We start from the raw sequence: 19,241 nt of genomic DNA, 5'->3' as shown, positions 1-19,241 counted from the left end.
ATGGCGGGAACCTGCCACTATACCATGGGGCGCACAAAAGGCAAAACCCGACGCGATATTTCCCACCCCCGCGCTCTGCTCGTAGGAGTCTGCCCCATGTACTACGCCATTATCAGTCAGGATGTGGATAACAGCCTGCCGCTGCGCAAACAGGCGCGCCCGGCGCATATCGAACGGCTCAAAGCCCTGGCTGCGGAAGGTCGACTGCTGGTTGCTGGGCCCAATCCGGCCATCGACAGCGAAGAGCCCGGTGAAGAGGGCTTCACCGGCAGCACCGTCATCGCCGAGTTCGACTCGCTGGCCGACGCCCAGGCCTGGGCCAACGCCGACCCCTATGTGGAAGCGGGCGTCTACGCTTCTGTGTCGGTGAAACCGTTCAAAAAAGTCCTGCCGTAATCTCCGCCACAGGATTTTGCCTGGAGGGTAATCGCATGACCGCTCGTGTATTGGTCCCCATCGCCGAAAGCTGCGAAGAGCTGGAAACCGTCACCATCGTCGATCTGCTGCGCCGCGCCGGAATCGACGTCACCATCGCCGCGCTGGAGCCCGGACCGGTGACCATGAGCCGGGGCGTGGTGATTCTGCCCGACGCCGAGCTGGAAGATGTGATCGACCACGAGTACGACATGCTGGTGCTGCCCGGCGGCATGCCCGGCGCCGAACATCTGAACAACGACGCGCGCATTATCGCCTTGATCCAAAAGATGGCCGCCGCCAACCGCTACACCGCCGCCATCTGCGCCGCGCCCATGGCGCTGGCCAGCGCCGGAGTTCTGCAGGGCAAACAGGCCACCAGCTTCCCCGCCTTTCATGACAAACTCACTGCGGGCGGCGCCGCCCTGAGCGCCGATGCGGTGGCGTGCGATGGTAAAGTCATCACCTCGCGCGGCCCCGGCACGGCCATGGACTTCGCCCTGCAACTCATCGAAAGCCTACTGGGCAAAGAGCAGCGCGACGCGGTGGAAGCGCCGCTGCAGCGCCCGTGATCCACTCTCTAACGTGTTTGCGGGAAAGCGTTTGATCCAGGGATGACTATTGCCCGCCACTGATCGGTGGCGGGTGGCGGGGCCTGCGGCCCCAGCGCCCACGCCCATTAGATTTTGAGAAGCGGATTGGCGCGCAGACTCTCCACTGCCATATCAATGAATGCGCGCACTTTGGCGGAGACATGCCGCCCTTCGGGGTGAACAATGTGCACCGGCATCGGCTCTGGCTCATAGTCGCCGAGCACGATTTTCAGACTTCCCGCATCCACCTCCGGCCCAATTTGATAAGAGAGCGCCTGGGTAACCCCCCAACCGGATTTGGCGGCGTCGATGGCGGCGGGGATGGTGGAAAAAGAGACGCGTGGCGTAACACGCACGCTTTCTCCTCCAGCAAACCGCCACGCATTGGTGGACGCAACAGGCCGGGCGGCGATAATGCGATGTTCGGCCAGCGCTTCAAGTGTTTGCGGGATTCCAGCATGGGACAGGTACGCCTCTGCCGCGCACAACACCCGTCGCACCGCGCCAACCCGTATGGCCATCAGATTCGTCTCAGGCAAAGCGCCAATCCGCACCGCCAGATCGAACCCTTCGTCGATCAGATTCACAATCCGATCCAGGTAGATCGCCTCCGCCTCCATTTCCGGGTAGCGATCCAGGAAACCCAGCAAAACCGGCGAAACATAAAGTTGACCAAACAAGGTCGGCGCCGTAAGCCGCAGCACCCCTTTTGGCGCGCGATGCGCGCCGCGCGCCGCATCGCGGGAGATGTGAAAATCGTCCAGAATGCGTCGCGCATCGGTCAGAAATGCGCGCCCGGGGTCCGTGAGAGTTGTCGCCCGGGTGGAGCGGTGAAACAGCAGCACATCCAGATCCGACTCCAGCTCGCCCAGGATGCGCGTCACCGACGGCGCGCTGATGGAGAGGGCTTTTGCCGCGCCAATCAGTGAGCCCGCCTCAGCCACAGCGACAAACACCTCCAACGCGCGAAAGCGATCCATAACCGTCCTGTTTATTTTGGAATGTGAAATAGTGAATTACAATTTAACCATATTCATTTGATTTTCTGAATACACTACTGTTCCTCCATCGACGCAAGCAATCCTGCTGGCGACTAGAGAGAGGATCAAACCATGTCTCACATTCCTACGCCCGAATCGATCCAACAAGCCCCTCATGGGTCGCAAAACTTGCTGCAAGCGGTGCAACAGAAGCTGGGCGTCGTCCCCAATCTGTTTCGCATCGTCGCCAACAGTCCGGCGGCCCTGCAAGGTTATCTCGGACTGCTCGCGGCCCTGGAAACGGGCGCCCTTGAAGCGGCCACCCACGAACGCATTGCGCTGGCCGTGGCGCAAGTCAACGGCTGTGGCTACTGCCTGGCCGCCCACTGCTATTTGGGCAGCAACATCGCCCATCTGAGCGATGAGGAGATGGAGGCGAATCGTAAAGGCTTCTCCAGCGACGCCAAGGCGGAAGCAGCCGTGCGCTTTGCCGCCGACATCGCCCAAAGCCGGGGCCATGTCGCCAGTAGCGCCGTGCAGAATGTGAAAGCGGCGGGCTACAGCGATGCGGAGATTGTGGAAATCGTTGTCCACGTGGCGCTGAACACACTGACCAACTACGTCAACTCGGCGCTGGGAACCGCAATCGACTTTCCTCAGGTGCGGGAGCTGGCGGCCTGAGGCGCAACAAGAGCGATCCCCGATGCGCTGCGTCGGGGATCCCGCCTGCAGCCTTATCACGTTAGTGGGACTCGCTGAGTTCCCCGCACAAGCGCCTCTGTTGTTACAGGCCCGCCCAGGGGACTCTGCCCCAGGTGATGTCGCACCGTTTCAACGTCTCTCCGGCGCCAACTCTTCAGGAGAACAGCGCAATGAACACACGACCGTCAGACATCGCCTTCACCCCCAGCGTAAAAGCGATCCAGCAGCGCAAACACTCGCGCGACGCCTACCGCCACATGGAGGAGACAAAAGGCTGGAGTCAGAGCATCAGCGACGAATTGGCGGCTTTCATCGCGGCGCAGAGAAGTTTTTTTCTCGCCACCGTTTCCAGCGAAGGCGCGCCTTACATCCAGCATCGGGGCGGCCCGCCCGGATTTCTTCGCATAATCAGCCCAACACGGCTGGGATTCGTCGATTTCAAAGGCAATAAGCAGTTCATCACCCAGGGCAATCTGGTTGACAACCCCAAAGCGCACATCCTCCTCATCGACTACGCCAAGGGCCAACGGGTGAAACTTTGGGGCGAGGCGCAGGTTGTGGAGGGGGATCAACTGCTTATCCAAGAGCTGATGCCGCAAGATTACCAGGCGCGCGCTGAACAGGTGATTCTGTTTGACGTGTCCGCCTGGGATATCAATTGTCCCAAGCATATCCCAAGACGATATGAACACGTAGATGTGGAACGCGCCATTCAGGAGCGGGACGCCAGAATCGCCGAACTGGAAGCCAAACTTCGGGGCGCACTCTGAGCAAGCGTGTGTGCTGGGGGGACCCTTGAGAATTCAGCTTCCTTCCGCAAACACTTTTGACTTTCCCTGCGCTACGTTGGACTGCATTCGCCGTCCTGCGGACGACGGCCCCTTTGGGGCCTGCTCACTGTCGTTTCCCCGTTTGCCCTGTTGCGGGCTTGTTGCTCCCAGCTTCGCCCGCCACGTCGACTGGCACAACCTCTGTTCAATGGGGAAACGGCAACGGCCAAAGAGACACCGTGGGCGCCGCCACTGATTTGTTGATACGGCTTCGCCTAGGGCCGCTGGGGGCAGCGGCCCTCAGACGATTTGGCAGGATTGCCAAATCGGACTCGCGCAGCGAGCCCGCAGGGTGAGGGGGCCGACGGGGATGGATGGCCCGAATCACCCCGCCGCCAACCAGTCGGCGGCGCATTGGAGACTTCTAGCCCGCCATCGCCTCCAGCGCCTGCTCGAAGTCCGCTTGCAGATCCGCCACATCCTCCAAACCAATGGACAGACGCACCAAGCCCTGGGTAATCCCCGCCGCCTGCCGCGCCTCCTCTTTCCATTTGGCGTGGGTGGTGGTGGCCGGATGCGTCGCCAACGTGCGGCTATCGCCCAGATTGGCGGTGATCTGCGCAATGGTCAGCGCATTGAGAAAGCGATACGCCCGCTCCCGATCCCCCAACTCCAGACACAGCAGGCCGCCAAAGCCCTGCATCTGGCGCTTGGCTAGCTCATGCTGCGCATGGCTGGGCAAGCCGGGATAACGCACCTTGCCGCCGCTCAGCAGCGCATGACAATCCAATGCTTGGGCGATCTGCAACGCGCTGTGATTGTGCCGCTCCATCCGTAACGCCAAAGTCTCCAGCCCCTTGTGCAGAACCCAGGCGTTGAACGGCGAGAGCGTCGGCCCGCAGTTGCGCAGATAGCTGTAGATGGGACCACGAACCAGATCCTTGCGTCCCACCACCGCGCCGCCCAGCACCCGGCCCTGACCATCGAGATATTTGGTCGCCGAATGCACAGTCAAATCGGCGCCCAAGGCCAGCGGTTGCTGCATCACCGGCGTGGCGAACACATTGTCCACCGCCAGAATGGCGCCGTTGTCATGGGCCAACTGCGCCAACGCGGCGATATCCCCCATCTCCAACGTGGGGTTGGCCGGGGTCTCCATGAACAGCATTTTGGTATTGGGCTTGATCGCCGCGCGCCAGGCCTCCAGATCCGACAACGAAACCAGATCCACCTCAATGCCCATGCGCGGCAACACGTCCCGCGCCACATTGGCGATGGAGCCAAACACCGAACGGCTCAACACGATGTGATCGCCCGCACTGAGCAGCGCCAAAAAGGTGGAGCTGATAGCAGCCATGCCGGAGGCGAAGGAGACCGCATCCTCGCCCCCCTCCAGCGCCGCCATGCGCTCTTCAAAGGCGCTCAGATTGGGGTTGGTGAAGCGGCTGTAGATGTTGCCCGGCTCCTCGTCGGCAAAGCGGGCGCGCGCTTGCTCCGGGCTTTCAAACGCGAAGCTGGAGGTGAGATAGAGCGCGATGCTGTTCTCCCCCTCGGCGCTGCGCCGCTGACCGGTATGCAGCGCGCGAGTGGCGGGACCCCAGGAGTCTGATGGCGATTTCGGCGACATGGCGATGCTCGTATTGGCGTGAATCTGAAACAACGCAAGTGGCGGTCAAACACTTGATCGGCTTGCCGCAGCTTGACCATTGGGATCAGCAATGGTAACACACATGGCGTGCCCGAGTGGTGGAATTGGTAGACACTACAGACTTAAAATCTGTTGACGGTAACGTCGTGCCGGTTCGACCCCGGCCTCGGGCACCATTTTCCTTTCGAAACACGCCTCTTTCTCCCACACAACCACCGCTTTATCCCGCTGAAAAGCGCTCTGGCGACAGATCCGGAGCGTCTCTTCACATGGCGTCTTGGCGTGCATAGGTCAACTGACCGCTGCGCTTGACCTTGTCATAGAGCCAAATATGGCCGACACGATGTTGGCTATCGAGCGCAGCGATGGCCACATAGCGCCCCTGCGGCGCAACCACCAGATTCCGCTCCCGGCTGGAGGAGTCACGCCCCACGATGCGACTGAACCCCGGCAGCGCGCGCAAGAGTTCGCGCCGCTCTTGCGGCGCCCCCTTTTGGTCAATAAACAGCAGTGTATTGCGGCCGAACGACGTGACGCCAACATACTGTTTATCCACCGGATCAAACGCCAGAAGTTGCAGATCAACACCGCCAAAAGTTCGGAAATCCAGCCACTTTTCCCGTTTGGCATCAAACCGATAGAATGCTCCATCACCACCAAAACTCACGATGGAGACAATGTCCTGATGCGTATCGTAGGCGATTCCAATCGGCCACGAGAAGCGCACAAAATTGGCCGGAATATCAAACGTCTCGGTACTGCCTTGCAAACGCTGGTCAATCACCTGTACGCCGTTCCTGGCGATACGATACTCACGCTCGCCATCGGGGCTCAACGCGCGGGAGTGAGGCGACATCACCGCATCCTCCGGCGTCTCCAACGGACCATTCAAATCATACAGCGCTAGCGCGCCCTTGCGCGTTGGCAGTGAAAAGATCAACTCCTGCTCGCTGCGCTTCACAGGAGGCCAGTTCAGCGACCACTGCGGCCGTTTGTCAGACCGATTCAGCACAATTTCTCCAGGCAAACCATAGGCGCCGAAAAAACCGTCCAACGCGGTAACATTCAAATTCTGTTTCATCCAGCGCAGCAGTTTGGTGAATCGCCTTCCCTCTTCCTGATACGCAAAACCCGCTTTGGCGCCATACAGCGGCGTTTGAGTCGATGAGAACACGGGGCTTTCATAATACCCGGACAAAACAATATATTTCAGGCGCGTGTGCGCGGAAGGCGAGACCCGCCAAGTGATTTTGTCATAAGAACTCAACAGCAGCACGACATCCTTCCCCGGACGATCGACAACCACCTCCACCTCAACGTCGCCACGCCGCTCTCCCTTGGCTTCATAGCCGCTCACCACATAGACCTCTGCGCCATGGGGACGCTTTGGCGCTGGCGTCCCCTGAATCACGGGCAAACGCTCTTTTTGCGCAGCCGGAGACAGCGCTTCGACGACTTCCCCAACGGAATGTAAGAGATCCACTCTGGCAGTGAAAATGCGCTCGCTCTGCGCACCCTGGCGCGCAGCCAGGCCAGCGTCGCGCATAGATTGAGACGGCGCGCTCCAGACCTCCTCCATCACCCCATACCCGGTGAGCGCCAACACGATCGCCATCGTCCAGAACCTGCGCTCATAAGACATTGCTCTCCCCCTGTAACAACAAAAGAAATCATTGAGAAAATAGGGTATTGCACTCCCAACAATGCCCAGCGCTTAGGGCAAAATCGAGACAGCGACTCAATACGAAGAACAGATTTGCGCCACAGAAACAGTCAAAACGGGGTGGAACCTTCTGGGGCCGCCACTCCTGACCACACGCCAAGTGAAAACGACTACTCTCTACGATTCATCAACACTCTGCCCGCAATCGGAGAACGATTCAATCTGTGTCAGGCTATCCGCAGACGACAACAATTTCAGTAATTGCCGTTTTTTTATGGGCTTGGTCATAAAACCGTCGCACCCAACCTCCTCGGCGCTCTGTAGCATATCCACCACGGCATGGGCTGTCAGCGCCACGACAGGCGTGCGCTCGCGACCATTCTGCGCTTCCCATAGGCGGATCTCCTGGGTGGCGGTCAATCCATCCATCTGCGGCATCTGCAGATCCATCAACACCAGATCAAAACGCCCCTGCTGGAACATCCGCACCCCTTCCACACCATCAATGGCCTCTACCACCTGGTGTCCTGTCCCTTTGAGAAAAGCGCGAATCAACAAGCGATTATCCGGGGAGTCCTCCACCAAAAGCAACTTCAACCCGTCCGCTTGCTCCAGCGACGCCTCCGCAAGCGCCTTGGAACTCAAATCCGACTCAGCAGGCTCCTTGTCCTCACCATGTGAGTGGTGTGCAAGAGAGGCGCTCAATCCGAGCCTCTCGCCGATGCTCCAGGAGAGATCCGCCCGTTTGATGGGTTTGGTCAAGTAACCAATCCCTTCGCTTAGCGCTTTGTCACTGGTCTGGCGGCTGTGGTCGGAACTCAGCATGATCACCGGCATATCCGCTATGGCGTCCAAACCGCGCAGATGCTTGACCACATCAAACCCACTGCAGAAGGGCATGCGACAATCCACCAGCATCATGTCATAACGCTCGCCCTCTTGAGCGATCTCATCAAGCGCATCAAGCCCCTCTTCACCGCCGGAACAGACCGACACTTCAGCCCCCAAATAGGCCAACCCCTCCTCCAGAATCGCCAAGTTGACCGGGTTATCATCCACAGCCAGGATCTTCACCCCGGTTAAATCCTGCATGTTAGGCGCTTGTTGATCCGACTCCTGCAGCGGGGTTAGCCGCACGGTAAAGTAAAATGCGCTGCCAACCCCCTCCTGGCTTTCCACCCAAATACGCCCCCCCATGGCGTTAACCAGACGCTTGCAGATCGCCAACCCCAGTCCAGTGCCGCCATAGCGCCGCGTCACCGAAGAGTCCGCTTGGGTAAAGGTGTCGAAAATCGTGCTCTGTTTGTCCGGCGCAATCCCGACGCCGGTATCGCTGACGGTGAATTGAAAGACGTCCGACGCGCCGCCGGAGTCCGGCTCGGCGCGCAACGTCACATGGCCCTGCTCAGTGAATTTGATCGCATTGCCCAACAGATTGATCAAAATCTGACGCAAACGGCTGGAGTCCCCATGAACCAGGACAGGCAGCTCGGGAGAGAGGCTCACATTGAGCTCAAGCCCTGCTTGATAGGCGCGAATCGCCATCACCACCGCGGTGGTTTCCACCACCGAACAGAGTTGAAAAGCGCCATAATCCAACTCCAGTTCACCGGCTTCGATTTTAGACAGATCCAAAATATCGTTGATCAAAGCCAGCAGGATCTCTCCCGCATTGGAGAGCGTACGCACATAGGTGCGTTGATCGGAACTCAGCCCCGTCTCCTCCAGCAGCTCGCACATGCCCACAATGGCGTTCATGGGGGTGCGAATTTCATGGCTCATGGTGGCGAGAAATTCCGACTTGGCGAGATTGGCCGACTCGGCGCGAAACTTCGCCTCCTGCAAGGCTGACTCGTGCCGCTTACGTTCGGTGATGTCGCGAAACGCCACCACCCCGCCCAGAATCCTTCCTTCGCTGATCAAGGGCGTGGCCACATACTCGACGGGAAAAGCTTCACCGCTCTTGCGCCAGAAGAAGTCATCGCCGCGCTTGATTAACTGGCCCTGATGCAGCGCTTGATGGATCGGACATTCGCACTCGGGAAACTCGGAGCCATCAATGCGATGGTGGTGCATCACCTCATGCTGGTTGCGACCCAACAGCTCCTGCTCGCTAAAGCCAATCAATTTGGCGCCAGCAGAGTTCACGAAGGTGATTCTGCCAGACGGATCCATTCCGTAGATGCCATCGCCGACGGTTTCCAAAATCAGGTTATTATAGAAGTGGGCGGAAGCCAGATCATTATGGATCTTTCGAATCCCCAGCTCTGTACGGCTGGTGATGCGCAGGAACAGGGAAAACAGAATGCTGAACAGGAAGACGCTGATAAGCGTGGCCAACGCCATATAGCGGAGCATATCGCTCGTGGCGGCGCTCACATCCAACAGCGCCACAAAGTGGCCGACTTCATTATCCGCCACATCATAGACGGGAATTCCAACCGCTTTGAATTGCTGCCCCTGCCAGGAGAGATCCAGCATGGCGCGGGCATGGGATCGGTTCATCTCGTCGAGCATGGCGTAGAGTGGCTCCGGCGTGATGTCCAGAGTCGCCGAACTCACAACTGTATTGGCAAACTGATCCCAAAGCGGCGCCCGCCCCAACATGCGCATCCCCTTACGCCACCCCTTCTCGCTCAGGTCGTGCTTATGCAGCAGCAGCATCACGTCTACATTGAAGAGTTGACTGATCTGGCGCGTCACATCGTCGATCTCTTCACCCAACTCCAGATAGCCCAAAAACTCGCCGTCATGATGGACCGGAACAACCGCGCGTAGCGTAAAGGTGCCCAGCGGCCCCAGTTCCGCGCCAGAACTGACGCCGCCATGAGGCGTGGCGTTGCGCATGGTGGTGCGGGTAATGGCGTCGCCAAACCGCCCAGGCTGATGCACGCGGGCAAAATTGACTTTGTCCGTGCGGTGAAAATAGAAGTGGGTGATGCGGCTTTTCTCACGCAGATCACGAAACTGGGGCAATGCTTTGGCGATGAGGGCCTGTCGATTTGAGTGACGCCACGTCGCCAGGATATCGGGGTTGTGCGCAATGGCTGTGAGAGTGGCGCCGAGTTTCTGTGCGCGCAGATTCAGCGCCATTTTAAAAAACCGGTCGATCTCCAGGCGCTTGTTGCTCAGGTCTCGTGAAAAGGCATGCTCGAAATAGAGGTAGCTGCCGCCGATCACCACAGCGGTCAGTAGCGCGAAAGCCAGCGCTAACGGACGCAGAATATGCTTCTTCAGAGCGATGCCGCCGTCATTTCTGTGGTTTTGAAATTGCGAGATGTTCGAAGAATTCATCATCGCTTTCAGCCTATCTCAGACGCTCACAGAGCGGTCTTCGGCGTCAGGAGCAGACGCAAACTTAGAACAGAAGAGAAACAAACCAGGAGCTGGACAAAAAATCCCGGAAACGAGACTTCAAGTCGATGGTCGAGACGCATGCACGCCAGAAGCCCGCACAGAGATTAATTTTCTCAATAGATCGATAAACATCATAGTGCCAGGACTCTTCATTTCTATCTATAAAAAATAGAGATTTTCCTGCAAATTTGACAATTTAAATACAATAGCCCGCCATGTTTCCATGGCGGGCTATTGGCACAGCATCTCCCCCAAAGCGGGAGAACAGGCGAAGAGTCTTACAAAGCGTCGGTATCGCGCTCGCCGGTGCGGATGCGCACCGCCACTTCAATGGGCGAAACAAAGATCTTGCCATCGCCGATACGACCGGTGCGGCCAGCTTGTTCAATGGCTTCCACGGCGCGCTCCACCATGTCGTCAGCCAGCACTACTTCCACTTTCAGCTTCGGCAGAAAGTCCACCACATACTCGGCGCCGCGATACAGTTCGGTATGCCCCTTCTGGCGACCAAAACCGCGCACCTCGCTCACGGTAATGCCTTGAATTCCCACTTCCGCCAGCGCTTCTTTCACATCATCGAGCTTGAAGGGCTTGATAATCGCTTCCACCTTCTTCATGGGTCCGGGACCTCCACTCCATCCAATTGAAATAATGACGCCTCAGGCTTCAGGCTGACGCGCAGGATCTGATTTTCGAGCAATTTCGCGCCGAGCGCACGGCATAACAACTCAGCGATATTTCATACAGTCACCACATTCATATCACACTTTACGCGCAGGCGTCACCCACCAGGACGCCGTCGGGCTATTTTCCATCTCCCCGCGCCGCGCCAGCACAAACCAGCCTAAACCGGCCGTACTTTATCCAAAAACAGCTTGTATTCCAACGCCTCCACCATGGCGTCGTAGGAGGCGGCGATAATGTGGTCAGAGACCCCCACGGTGCCCCAGCGTCGCTCGCCGTCATTCCATTCAATCAGCACCCGCACGATGGCGTCGGCGCCGCCGGACATGGAGCCGCTGCCCATCAGGATGCGCACTTTATAATCCGCCAGTTCGATCTCGCCCAAAGAGGGGTAATGGCGCGACAGCACCAGAGTGAGCGCATTGTGCAGCGCATCCACTGGTCCGGCGCCCTCAGCAACAATGTGCTCCATCACCCCGCCAATGAGGATCTTCACTGTCCCTTCGGCGCCCATGAAGCGGTCGTCATCCTCATCTTCGCGTATGCGCCGCTCGTCGATGACGCGAAAGCCCCGCCGTTCAAAGTAGGTGGGCACCTGCCCCAATGCGCGCCGCGCGCGCAGCTCCAGGGAGCCTTCGGCGCCGTCAAACTGGTAGCCATGCAACTCCAGGCTTTTGACCTCTTCGAGGAGGGTTTGGATACGCGGATCCTTGGGGTCCAACTCAATGCCCAGTTCGGAGAATTTATACAGTAGATTGCTGCGCCCGGATTGATCGGAGACCAGCACGCGCTGCTTGTTGCCCACCTGCTCTGGACGAATATGTTCGTAAGTGCGCGAATCCTTGAGCACCGCCGAGACGTGAATGCCGCCCTTGTGGGCGAACGCCGAGCTGCCGACGAAGGGCTGATTCTTCTGCGTGGGGCGGTTGGCCAACTCATTAACAAAGCGGCTTAAAGCGGAGAGCTTGGGCAGACGCTCCTCGCCGACGGAAGTTTCGCGCCCCATTTTCAGAATCAGATTGGGCAGCACTGAGATGAGATTGGCGTTGCCACAGCGCTCGCCCAAACCATTGAGGGTGCCCTGCACGTGGGCGCAGCCCGCCTCCACCGCCGCCAGGGCGTTGGCCACCGCCAACTCCGAGTCATTGTGGGTGTGGATGCCCAGCACCGCGTTGAGATCGCGCAGCCCGGCCACCGCCGCGCCCACCTGGCTGGGCAGGGAGCCGCCGTTGGTGTCACACAGAATCAGCGCATCGGCGCCAGCGTCCCGCGCCGCCTCTAAGGTCTGGCGCGCATAGTCCGGGTTGGCGGCAAAGCCGTCGAAGAAGTGTTCGGCGTCATAGAAGACCCGATCCACGCGCTTTTTCAGATAGCGGATGGTGTCGTGGATCAACTCCAGATTCTGCGCCAAAGAGATGCCCAGCGCCTGGGTCACATGCAGATCCCAGCTCTTGCCGAAAATGGTGATCACCCCAACCTCGGCGGAGAGCAGCCCCCGCACCACCACATCCTCCTCCACACGGGCGGCGGCGCGGCGGGTGGAACCAAATGCGCTTAGCCGCGAATGGGAGAGGTTCAGCTCCTTGCGCGCGCGGGCGAAGAAGGCGTCATCCTTGGGGTTGGCCCCGGGCCAGCCGCCTTCGATGTAGTCCACCCCCAGGGCGTCCAGCTTGCGGCAGATGCGCAGTTTATCCTCCACCGAAAACTGCACATCCTCGCTTTGCGCGCCATCGCGCAGGGTGGTGTCATAAATATCGACGCGTTTTAAGTCGGTCATGTGGCGAGTCCCGAGGGGAGAAACGGTTGCGGGGCGGCCCCAAAAGGGCCGCCCCGTCTGATCAGGCGCAAGCGTATCGGTGCAACGCGTCATAAGCGACGCGCAAACGGGCGTCAGCCGGTGACGCGATCACCCGCGTCCTTATCCAGTTCAAAGGCGTCGTGCAGGGTGCGCACAGCCAGTTCGGTGTATTTTTCGTCGATCACCACGGAGATTTTGATCTCCGAGGTGCTGATCATCTGAATATTGATGCCCTCCTGGGAGAGCGCTTTGAACATGGTCTGCGCCACGCCGGAGTGGGAGCGCATGCCCACGCCGATGGCGGAGATTTTGGCGATGTCCGGGTCGCCCACCACTTCGCGCGCGCCGATCTGCTTGATGGGCTCCTCCAGCGCCTTCAAGGCCTGGGCGTAGTCGGTGCGCGGCACGGTGAAGGTGACGTCGGTGCCGCCCTGCACGGAGATGTTCTGAATGATCATGTCCACGTTGATGTGGGCGTCGCCCAGAATGCCAAACAGGGTGGCGGCCACGCCGGGATGGTCGGGCACGCCGAGGATGGTGATCTTGGCCTCATTCTTATCGTAGGCCACGCCCGAGACCAAAACCTGTTCCATCATCGCATTTTCCTTTGTCAACATGGTGCCGGTGCTGTTGGGGTCCAGAGAGGAGAGCACACGCACCGGCACGGTGTATTTTTTCGCCAGCTCCACCGAGCGGGTTTGCAACACTTTGGCCCCCAGCGAGGCCATCTCCAGCATCTCATCGTAGGAGATGACGTCCATTTTGCGCGCTTTGGGCTCAATGCGCGGATCGGTGGTGTAGACGCCGTCCACATCGGTATAGATGTCGCAACGATCGGCCTTGAGCGCCGCCGCCAGCGCCACCGCAGAGGTGTCGGAGCCGCCGCGCCCGAGGGTGGTGATGTTGCCGTCGTCGTCTATGCCCTGGAAACCGGCGACGATGACGATGGCTCCGGCGTCGAGGTCCTTGCGGATGCGGAACGACTCGATTTCGCGGATGCGCGCCTTGCTGTGGGCGCCGTCGGTGCGGAAGCGCACCTGCCAGCCCAGATAGGAGCGCGCCTTGTAGCCCATGGATTCGATGGCGGTGGCCAGCAGACCGATGGAGACCTGCTCGCCAGCGGAGACCACCACATCATATTCGCGCTTGTTATAGAAGCCGGTGATCTCCTCCACCAGCGCCACCAGGCGGTTGGTTTCGCCGGACATGGCGGAGACCGCCACCACCACCTGATTGCCGGATTCGAACTCGGCGATGGCCTTGCGGGCGACGTTTTTGATGCGGTCGATGGAGCCGACGGAGGTGCCGCCGAATTTCTGTACGATGAGCGCCACGGGACGTCCTACTTGGGTGGTGAAAACGCTTTACGACAAAGACTTGCGCTTAGCGGCGACGCCGACGCGCCGGGGCGCGGCGCGCGGCGACTTGCGCGGTGGCGGTGGCCTGGGCGGCGGCCTGCTTGCGCTCGGCGTTCATCGCCTCCTTGGCCGCCTGACGCTGCGCGCGGCTCTTCTCCACGCGCTTGCGCTCCAGATGCTTGGTGACCAGATAGCCAATCAGGAAGAAGGCGATCACCAGCATCAGAACCATGATCACCAGTTCCGTCGGGGTGCTATCGACGCTGGCCTTGAAACTGCCCGATGCAGCGCTGACGCGATTCTCCGCCATGGGGTGGTCTCCTCTTCGTCTATTCGAGTCGATTGCGTAAGCGAAGCGTGCGCCGCTTACAGCGTAAAACCGGAACCCCCGGCCAGACCAGGCAACGGCGTGGCGACGGTTTCGAACAGGGTCTCGGCGTGGTCGGCGCCGCCAAAGCCGACGATCTTCACGCCCGCCATCACCGGCTCGCCCGCCACGCCGTGGATGATGCTCAAGCGGCCATCGTCGGTGAGCTGCCCCACCGGCTGCGACGGGGTTTTGTCCGCCGCGCCGCAGAACAGAATGGCGTCATAGGGCGCAGGATCCTTCCAGCCTTCAGCCAGTTCGCCCACGCGCCACTGCACGTCAAGCCCTGCGGTGGCCGCTTTGCCCAACTCGGCCAGCGCCGCATCGCTCTCCACGGCGTAAACCTTGGCGCCCATGGTCGCCAGCAGCGCCGCTTCGTAACCGAGACCGGCGCCCACCACCAGCGCCTTGGCGCCGGGTTGGATATCCAAAGATTGGATCAGCCACGCCGCCTGCAGCGGCGAGAGCATGCGGCGTCCCTGATCATCCAGAGGAATCGCCATGTCCGAATAGGCCGCAGCGGCAAACTTTTCGGGGGCGAAATTCTCGCGGGCCACGCTGTTCATGGCGGCGAGCAGCGCCTCATTCTGCACATTATTGGGCAGAACCTGGGATTTGACCATATTGGCGCGGGCCTGGGCGGTATCCATGAGAGCTCCTTGCGCGGCAATTGCCGAAATAACGCCAGCTACGTCTTGACCCTTGCGCAGAAGATCGCTCAATTGCGCCGCAAGCCGCAGTGACAGAACAGATGTGCACCCTTAACCTTTAGGTTTCTACCCGATTCCCCTACCCCTGGCAACCCTTTCAAGCGCGAGCGCGCCACGCATCCAGCAGCGTTTCGGCCCTTTGCAGCCGTTGCGCCGAACCGATATCGGCCCACAGGCCATTCAGCGGCGCGCCAAACAGACGCCCAGAGGCCAGGGCGTCGTCATACAAACGGTTGAGGGAAAAGGGTTCAATGACGTACGCCGCCAGCGCCTGAGGACGCAAAATCTGCACCCCGGAGTAGGTCAGCGCGCCGGTGGCGCCGCGTCCGCGCAGCAGACGGCCATCGGCCTGCAGCAGAAAGTCGCCGCCGCCGTCAGGGGGGTTGGCCACCAGCCCCAGACGCGCATCCATTTTCTGCGCATCGAACCCGGCGATCAACTCGCCGAGATCCAGATCCCACAGAATATCGCCATTGACGCACAACACCGGCGCATCGCCCAACAGCGGCAGGGCGTTACGCACGCCGCCGCCGGTCTCCAACAGATCCTCTTCCGGCGACCAGACGATGCGCACGCCGAAACGCGCGCCATCGCCCAGCGCCTCCACCAACTTCTCGCCCAGATGATGGGTGTTGATCACCACCCGTTCCACACCGAACGCAGCCAAGCGCGCCAAGGTGTGTTCAATCACCGGCACGCCGCCCACCGGAACCAAGGGTTTGGGGGTGTGCGCGGTCCACTCGGGCAAGCGGGTTCCGCGCCCGGCGGCGAGGATCATGGCGGTCTGCATCACGTCGCCGACATCTGCGCCGCCGGACGCGGCGGAATCTGTCGCCCACGCGCCTGCACGTCGGCGGCGCTGGGTTCGCAACCGGCGGGAATGTACTTCGCCAGCAGCGCATTGAGTTCGGCCAGTTCCGGCTGCCGCGCCAGGGTTTCGCGCACGTAGCTCATGGTGCGCGGCACGTCATCCATATAGCCGCATTTGCCGTCGCGCAGCCACAAGCGCCCGAAGATTCCCACCGCCTTGAGGTTGCGTTGAATCGCCATCCAGTCGAAGTCGCGGCTGAAATCCTCCCATTTTGGGGCATAGCCCAGCTTGGATTCCGCCCCCGCCAACCACTCGCGCTGCACATGCTGGCGGAACGGTTCGTCCCACGCCACATAGCAGTCGCGCAGCAGGCTGGCCAGGTCGTAGGTGATGGGCCCCACCACCGCGTCCTGAAAATCGATCACCCCCAGCGGCAAACCGGGGCCGCGCCACATCAGATTGCGGCTGTGGTAGTCGCGATGCACCAGCACGCGCGGCTGTTTGAGCAGCGCGGCGATAATCTGCTCGAACACTTCATCGAAGGCGTCATAGTCGGCATCGCTGATGGGCGTTTGCAGAATCCCTTCGATATACCAGTCGGTGAGCAGGGAGAACTCAAAGCGCAGCAGCGTGTGGTCATAGGGGCGCTGATGGGCGATGCAGGAGCCGTCGATGGGGGCCTGCTGCATGGCCAACAGTTGATCGCACGCCATGGCGTAGAGGGTTTCCGCCTCGACGCCAGAGTTCAACGCCTGCAGCAAGGTCACATCGCCCAGATCCTCCAGCGCCAGGAACCCCTGCTCCAGATCCACATGGTGCAGCAGCGGGACATGCACCCCATGGGCGCGCAGATGGCGGGCGATATCCACAAACGGCGCGCAATCCTCCTTGTCCGGCGGCGCGTCCATGAGAATGCGTGGGCCGTCGTCGGTGTGGATGCGGAAATAGGCGCGGAAGGAGGCGTCTCCGGCCACCTGCTCGATCCCCGCCACTCCGGGAAATTCGCGCTGGACGAACTGTGTAATGCGTGTGGCGTCACGACTGCTCATGGTCTGTTTGAATTCCATTGCGTTTGCAGGGCGTTCAATACCGCTGCGCTGCGTGGGCCCAGGGCCGCAAAGCGCACGGCGCGCAGATTCGGTTGCTCAGGGGATTGATGCGCCAAGGTGATCTCCAGACGGTCGACGGGCAGTAGTTCGGCGGCGCGCTGGGGCCACTCCACCAACGCCGCGCCGCTGCGACCATCCAACGGCTCGTCGGCGCCCGCCAGGGTCAACTCCTCGGCGTCGGCCAGACGATAGAGGTCATAGTGAAACAGCGGCATGCGCCCCTGTTCATACGGGTTGAGCAGGGTAAAGGTCGGACTGGTGACGGCGGTGGATTCGGGCGTCCCCATAGCGTAGACGAAGCCGCGCGCAAAGGCGGTCTTACCAGCGCCCAGATCGCCATGCAGGGCGATCACCAACCCCTCTGGCGTCTGCTCAAAGACACACTGCGCCAGCGCCGCGGCGATGCGCGCAGTCTCCTCTTCGGATTCGCTGGTCAGCAGCATCCCCTCCGCCGCCATGGATCATTACGCCTCGTTGGATTGCAGCATGCCGCGAATGACGTCGGACTTATCCACCGAGCCCACCACTTCGCCATCGCGCAGCACCGGAACCATGGCGATGTGCTGCTCGCTGAGGACCGTGGCCACATCGGACAGTTCAGCGTCGGCGTCCACCGTGATCACGTCGGCGGTCATGATCTCGCTGGCGGTGCAGGCGGCGATTTTGCGCAGATCCTCTTCATATTGGCGCTCGCCCGCCACCGGGATGATCGCATCGAGGATGTTGACGATGGTGGGCAGGTGCACCTTCTTCACCCGATCCACCAAGTCGCCCTCGGTGATGATGCCGGCCAACTCGCCGTCGATCTCCACCACCACGCCGCACACCTCTTTGCGCGCCAGCAGTTCGGCGACCTCTTTGACGCTGGCGTCGCCGTTGACCGTCGCCACATCGGAATTCATAATCTCAAACGCTTTAACGCCCATGACGCAACCTCCCTGCCATGCGTGGAAATAGCCGATATCCCATGCTACTGTAGTCGGCGACGCGCCACAATAGCGGCCCATACGGGCTCTGCTCTTCCCGACCACGCGCTCCGCCATGCAACGCATACACCGGGGCTTGATACAAGAATCCGCCATGCTGTTCAAGATCCTGCTGCCCATACTGGCCATCGCCTCCATCTATGCCCTGGGACGCTTTCAGGCCCAGCGCAAAGAGGCGCTGATCACCCCGGAGCAAGCCGAGGCCCTGCGCGCCCAGGAGGTCGCCGACCAGCGCGCCGGTCGTCGCGCCGGCCTCATCGCCCTGCTGCTGCTGGTGACTCTGGCGGCGACTATGGCCTACTTCTATTGGCGCGACGCCAATAAAGAGATGCTGATTCGCGTCATCAACATCCAGAGCGGGGAGACGCAGATCTATCGCGCCCGCAACAAGGATCTGCACGATCGCGTCTTCACCACTCTCGATGGCCGCCGCGTGCGCCTGGCCGACCTGGAGCGCATGGAGGTGGAGACGGCGCCGAGCGAACCATGAACGCCGCCATCCCCCGGCCCCTGTTTCGCGACGCCAATCCAGAGCGCGACCTGGAGGTGGTGCAGTGCGGCGACGAGCGCTACCTGCACTTTGGCGATCATCTCAAACAGAGCGCCATCGACCTCGCCCGCCCCGACCAACTGGCGCTCTCCTACTCGCGCCTGATGATGACCGCTCTGGTCCTGATGGCGACGCCCCCGCAGCGCATTTTGATGATCGGTCTGGGCGGCGGCTCCATGGCGCGTTTCCTCTGGCGCGCCCTTCCCCAGGCCCATGTGACGGTGGTGGAGCGCGACCCGGTAATGGCGCGGGTGGCCTTCAGCTATTTTGAACTGCCGCAGGATCCGCGCCTGATGGTGCGTCTGCGCGATGGCGCACGCGCCTTCGAACCCAGCCCCAAGCGCCCCTATGATCTCATTCTACTGGACGCATTCGACCCCTCTGGACTGGCCGAATCGATTCACTGCGCCAAGTTTCTGCACAAGTGTCGCGCCCACCTCTCGTCCGATGGGGTGCTGGCGGTGAATCTCACCCGCTCCAATAAACGGCGCCATGGGCAGGCGGTTAACGCCATCAAAGCCGCCTTTCCTGAGGCTCATTGGCGCTTGCCGGTGGCCAAATTCAGCAATGAACTGCGCTTCGCCAAATCCAGCGTGACCAATGAGTGGCTGCTTGAACCGAGTCTGCGCACTCGGGCGCAAACTCTAAACAAAGAGCTCTCATTGGACTTCCCCGGCTTCTTGGCGCAGATGAAACGGGTCAATTTCCCCCTGTGGCGACGTCTGCGCGCCGGTCGATAGC

Annotated in this window: 19 protein-coding genes and 1 tRNA gene; 7 read left to right on the top strand and 13 right to left on the bottom strand. The window is 60.5% G+C overall.

The genetic code is table 11. From position 1 onward, the window contains the following. Positions 1–96: 96 nt before the first annotated feature. Entirely contained in the window at positions 97–396 is a 300-nt protein-coding gene (locus MAIT1_RS07290; protein ID WP_085441628.1) for a YciI family protein, read from the top strand. Positions 397–431: 35 nt separating this feature from the next. Continuing rightward, positions 432–986, top strand: coding sequence for a DJ-1 family glyoxalase III (locus MAIT1_RS07285; protein ID WP_085441627.1), 555 nt, complete (start codon positions 432–434; stop codon positions 984–986). A gap of 107 nt (positions 987–1,093) precedes the next feature. On the opposite strand, the gene MAIT1_RS07280 is transcribed toward MAIT1_RS07285, so the two are convergent. After that, entirely contained in the window at positions 1,094–1,987 is an 894-nt protein-coding gene (locus tag MAIT1_RS07280; protein ID WP_085441626.1) for a LysR family transcriptional regulator, read from the bottom strand. A 132-nt stretch (positions 1,988–2,119) separates the two neighbouring features. Here MAIT1_RS07280 and MAIT1_RS07275 point away from each other — a divergent pair, with 132 nt between their 5' ends. Both MAIT1_RS07275 and MAIT1_RS07270 read left to right on the top strand, forming a co-directional pair. Continuing rightward, on the top strand, positions 2,120–2,668 hold the full coding sequence (locus tag MAIT1_RS07275) for a carboxymuconolactone decarboxylase family protein (protein ID WP_085441625.1): 549 nt from the start codon (positions 2,120–2,122) through the stop codon (positions 2,666–2,668). A gap of 191 nt (positions 2,669–2,859) precedes the next feature. Further along, the gene (locus tag MAIT1_RS07270) at positions 2,860–3,459 is read left to right on the top strand and encodes a pyridoxamine 5'-phosphate oxidase family protein (RefSeq protein ID WP_085441624.1); all 600 of its coding nucleotides are present in this window, start codon (positions 2,860–2,862) and stop codon (positions 3,457–3,459) included. Between the two features lie 424 nt (positions 3,460–3,883). Here the strand turns inward: MAIT1_RS07270 and MAIT1_RS07265 are convergent, their stop codons facing one another. Beyond that, positions 3,884–5,086, bottom strand: coding sequence for an O-succinylhomoserine sulfhydrylase (locus MAIT1_RS07265; protein ID WP_085442015.1), 1,203 nt, complete (start codon positions 5,084–5,086; stop codon positions 3,884–3,886). Between the two features lie 110 nt (positions 5,087–5,196). On the opposite strand from MAIT1_RS07265, the gene MAIT1_RS07260 reads away from it, so the two are divergent. Further along, a tRNA-Leu gene (locus MAIT1_RS07260) sits at positions 5,197–5,283 on the top strand. Between the two features lie 89 nt (positions 5,284–5,372). Here the strand turns inward: MAIT1_RS07260 and MAIT1_RS07255 are convergent. The 11 genes from MAIT1_RS07255 to MAIT1_RS07205 all read right to left on the bottom strand — a co-directional run bounded on the left by MAIT1_RS07255 (position 5,373) and on the right by MAIT1_RS07205 (position 17,890). Then, complete coding sequence (locus tag MAIT1_RS07255) at positions 5,373–6,464, bottom strand: YncE family protein (RefSeq protein ID WP_143814709.1); 1,092 nt, start codon at positions 6,462–6,464, stop codon at positions 5,373–5,375. Positions 6,465–6,947: 483 nt separating this feature from the next. Next, positions 6,948–10,067 (bottom strand): response regulator, encoded by a 3,120-nt coding sequence (locus MAIT1_RS07250; protein ID WP_085441622.1) that lies wholly within the window; start codon positions 10,065–10,067, stop codon positions 6,948–6,950. 338 nt (positions 10,068–10,405) lie between these two features. Beyond that, positions 10,406–10,744, bottom strand: a complete 339-nt coding sequence (locus MAIT1_RS07245; protein ID WP_085441621.1) for a P-II family nitrogen regulator — start codon at positions 10,742–10,744, stop codon at positions 10,406–10,408. A 227-nt stretch (positions 10,745–10,971) separates the two neighbouring features. Next, positions 10,972–12,588 carry a citramalate synthase gene (gene cimA, locus MAIT1_RS07240; RefSeq protein ID WP_085441620.1) on the bottom strand — a complete coding sequence of 539 codons (1,617 nt, stop codon included), beginning with the start codon at positions 12,586–12,588 and terminating at the stop codon, positions 10,972–10,974. Between the two features lie 113 nt (positions 12,589–12,701). Continuing rightward, on the bottom strand, positions 12,702–13,943 hold the full coding sequence (locus MAIT1_RS07235) for an aspartate kinase (RefSeq protein ID WP_085441619.1): 1,242 nt from the start codon (positions 13,941–13,943) through the stop codon (positions 12,702–12,704). Positions 13,944–13,992: 49 nt separating this feature from the next. Then, entirely contained in the window at positions 13,993–14,277 is a 285-nt protein-coding gene (locus tag MAIT1_RS07230) for a hypothetical protein (RefSeq protein ID WP_085441618.1), read from the bottom strand. Between the two features lie 56 nt (positions 14,278–14,333). Next, entirely contained in the window at positions 14,334–14,984 is a 651-nt protein-coding gene (locus tag MAIT1_RS07225; RefSeq protein ID WP_085441617.1) for a protein-L-isoaspartate O-methyltransferase family protein, read from the bottom strand. 157 nt (positions 14,985–15,141) lie between these two features. Continuing rightward, the gene (locus tag MAIT1_RS07220) at positions 15,142–15,834 is read right to left on the bottom strand and encodes a nucleotidyltransferase family protein (RefSeq protein ID WP_085441616.1); all 693 of its coding nucleotides are present in this window, start codon (positions 15,832–15,834) and stop codon (positions 15,142–15,144) included. Next, a complete protein-coding gene (locus MAIT1_RS07215; protein ID WP_158089366.1) occupies positions 15,834–16,904 on the bottom strand; it encodes an aminoglycoside phosphotransferase family protein in 1,071 nt (356 codons plus the stop codon). Before MAIT1_RS07215 ends, MAIT1_RS07220 begins: the two co-directional genes overlap by 1 nt. Continuing rightward, positions 16,901–17,422 (bottom strand): tRNA (adenosine(37)-N6)-threonylcarbamoyltransferase complex ATPase subunit type 1 TsaE, encoded by a 522-nt coding sequence (gene tsaE, locus MAIT1_RS07210; RefSeq protein WP_085441614.1) that lies wholly within the window; start codon positions 17,420–17,422, stop codon positions 16,901–16,903. The genes MAIT1_RS07215 and tsaE overlap by 4 nt, the downstream gene beginning before the upstream one ends. Positions 17,423–17,428: 6 nt before the next feature. Beyond that, the gene (locus MAIT1_RS07205) at positions 17,429–17,890 is read right to left on the bottom strand and encodes a CBS domain-containing protein (protein ID WP_158089365.1); all 462 of its coding nucleotides are present in this window, start codon (positions 17,888–17,890) and stop codon (positions 17,429–17,431) included. A 154-nt stretch (positions 17,891–18,044) separates the two neighbouring features. Between MAIT1_RS07205 and MAIT1_RS07200 the strand changes: the two genes are divergently transcribed. Together MAIT1_RS07200 and MAIT1_RS07195 are read left to right on the top strand one after the other, a co-directional pair. Next, positions 18,045–18,440 carry a hypothetical protein gene (locus tag MAIT1_RS07200; RefSeq protein ID WP_085441612.1) on the top strand — a complete coding sequence of 132 codons (396 nt, stop codon included), beginning with the start codon at positions 18,045–18,047 and terminating at the stop codon, positions 18,438–18,440. Next, positions 18,437–19,240: a fused MFS/spermidine synthase gene (locus MAIT1_RS07195; RefSeq protein WP_085441611.1), complete on the top strand. Its 804-nt coding sequence runs from the start codon at positions 18,437–18,439 to the stop codon at positions 19,238–19,240. Before MAIT1_RS07200 ends, MAIT1_RS07195 begins: the two co-directional genes overlap by 4 nt. Position 19,241 lies beyond the last annotated feature (1 nt).

Source organism: Magnetofaba australis IT-1 (assembly GCF_002109495.1).
GTDB classification, from domain to species: domain Bacteria; phylum Pseudomonadota; class Magnetococcia; order Magnetococcales; family Magnetococcaceae; genus Magnetofaba; species Magnetofaba australis.
Note: the sequence above shows the minus strand (reverse complement) of the source record. Positions and strands in the feature narration are given on the sequence as shown.

Bases quoted from the DNA above. Each gene is read 5' to 3' on its own strand.
- MAIT1_RS07230 (WP_085441618.1), bottom strand. From the start codon at position 14,277: ATGGCGGAGAATCGCGTCAGCGCTGCATCGGGCAGTTTCAAGGCCAGC.
- cimA (WP_085441620.1), bottom strand. From the start codon at position 12,588: ATGACCGACTTAAAACGCGTCGATATTTATGACACCACCCTGCGCGAT.
- MAIT1_RS07215 (WP_158089366.1), bottom strand. From the start codon at position 16,904: ATGAGCAGTCGTGACGCCACACGCATTACACAGTTCGTCCAGCGCGAA.
- MAIT1_RS07205 (WP_158089365.1), bottom strand. From the start codon at position 17,890: ATGGGCGTTAAAGCGTTTGAGATTATGAATTCCGATGTGGCGACGGTC.
- MAIT1_RS07250 (WP_085441622.1), bottom strand. From the start codon at position 10,067: ATGATGAATTCTTCGAACATCTCGCAATTTCAAAACCACAGAAATGAC.
- MAIT1_RS07280 (WP_085441626.1), bottom strand. From the start codon at position 1,987: ATGGATCGCTTTCGCGCGTTGGAGGTGTTTGTCGCTGTGGCTGAGGCG.
- MAIT1_RS07290 (WP_085441628.1), top strand. From the start codon at position 97: ATGTACTACGCCATTATCAGTCAGGATGTGGATAACAGCCTGCCGCTG.
- tsaE (WP_085441614.1), bottom strand. From the start codon at position 17,422: ATGGCGGCGGAGGGGATGCTGCTGACCAGCGAATCCGAAGAGGAGACT.
- MAIT1_RS07200 (WP_085441612.1), top strand. From the start codon at position 18,045: ATGCTGTTCAAGATCCTGCTGCCCATACTGGCCATCGCCTCCATCTAT.
- MAIT1_RS07225 (WP_085441617.1), bottom strand. From the start codon at position 14,984: ATGGATACCGCCCAGGCCCGCGCCAATATGGTCAAATCCCAGGTTCTG.
- MAIT1_RS07275 (WP_085441625.1), top strand. From the start codon at position 2,120: ATGTCTCACATTCCTACGCCCGAATCGATCCAACAAGCCCCTCATGGG.
- MAIT1_RS07195 (WP_085441611.1), top strand. From the start codon at position 18,437: ATGAACGCCGCCATCCCCCGGCCCCTGTTTCGCGACGCCAATCCAGAG.
- MAIT1_RS07265 (WP_085442015.1), bottom strand. From the start codon at position 5,086: ATGTCGCCGAAATCGCCATCAGACTCCTGGGGTCCCGCCACTCGCGCG.
- MAIT1_RS07285 (WP_085441627.1), top strand. From the start codon at position 432: ATGACCGCTCGTGTATTGGTCCCCATCGCCGAAAGCTGCGAAGAGCTG.
- MAIT1_RS07245 (WP_085441621.1), bottom strand. From the start codon at position 10,744: ATGAAGAAGGTGGAAGCGATTATCAAGCCCTTCAAGCTCGATGATGTG.
- MAIT1_RS07220 (WP_085441616.1), bottom strand. From the start codon at position 15,834: ATGCAGACCGCCATGATCCTCGCCGCCGGGCGCGGAACCCGCTTGCCC.
- MAIT1_RS07270 (WP_085441624.1), top strand. From the start codon at position 2,860: ATGAACACACGACCGTCAGACATCGCCTTCACCCCCAGCGTAAAAGCG.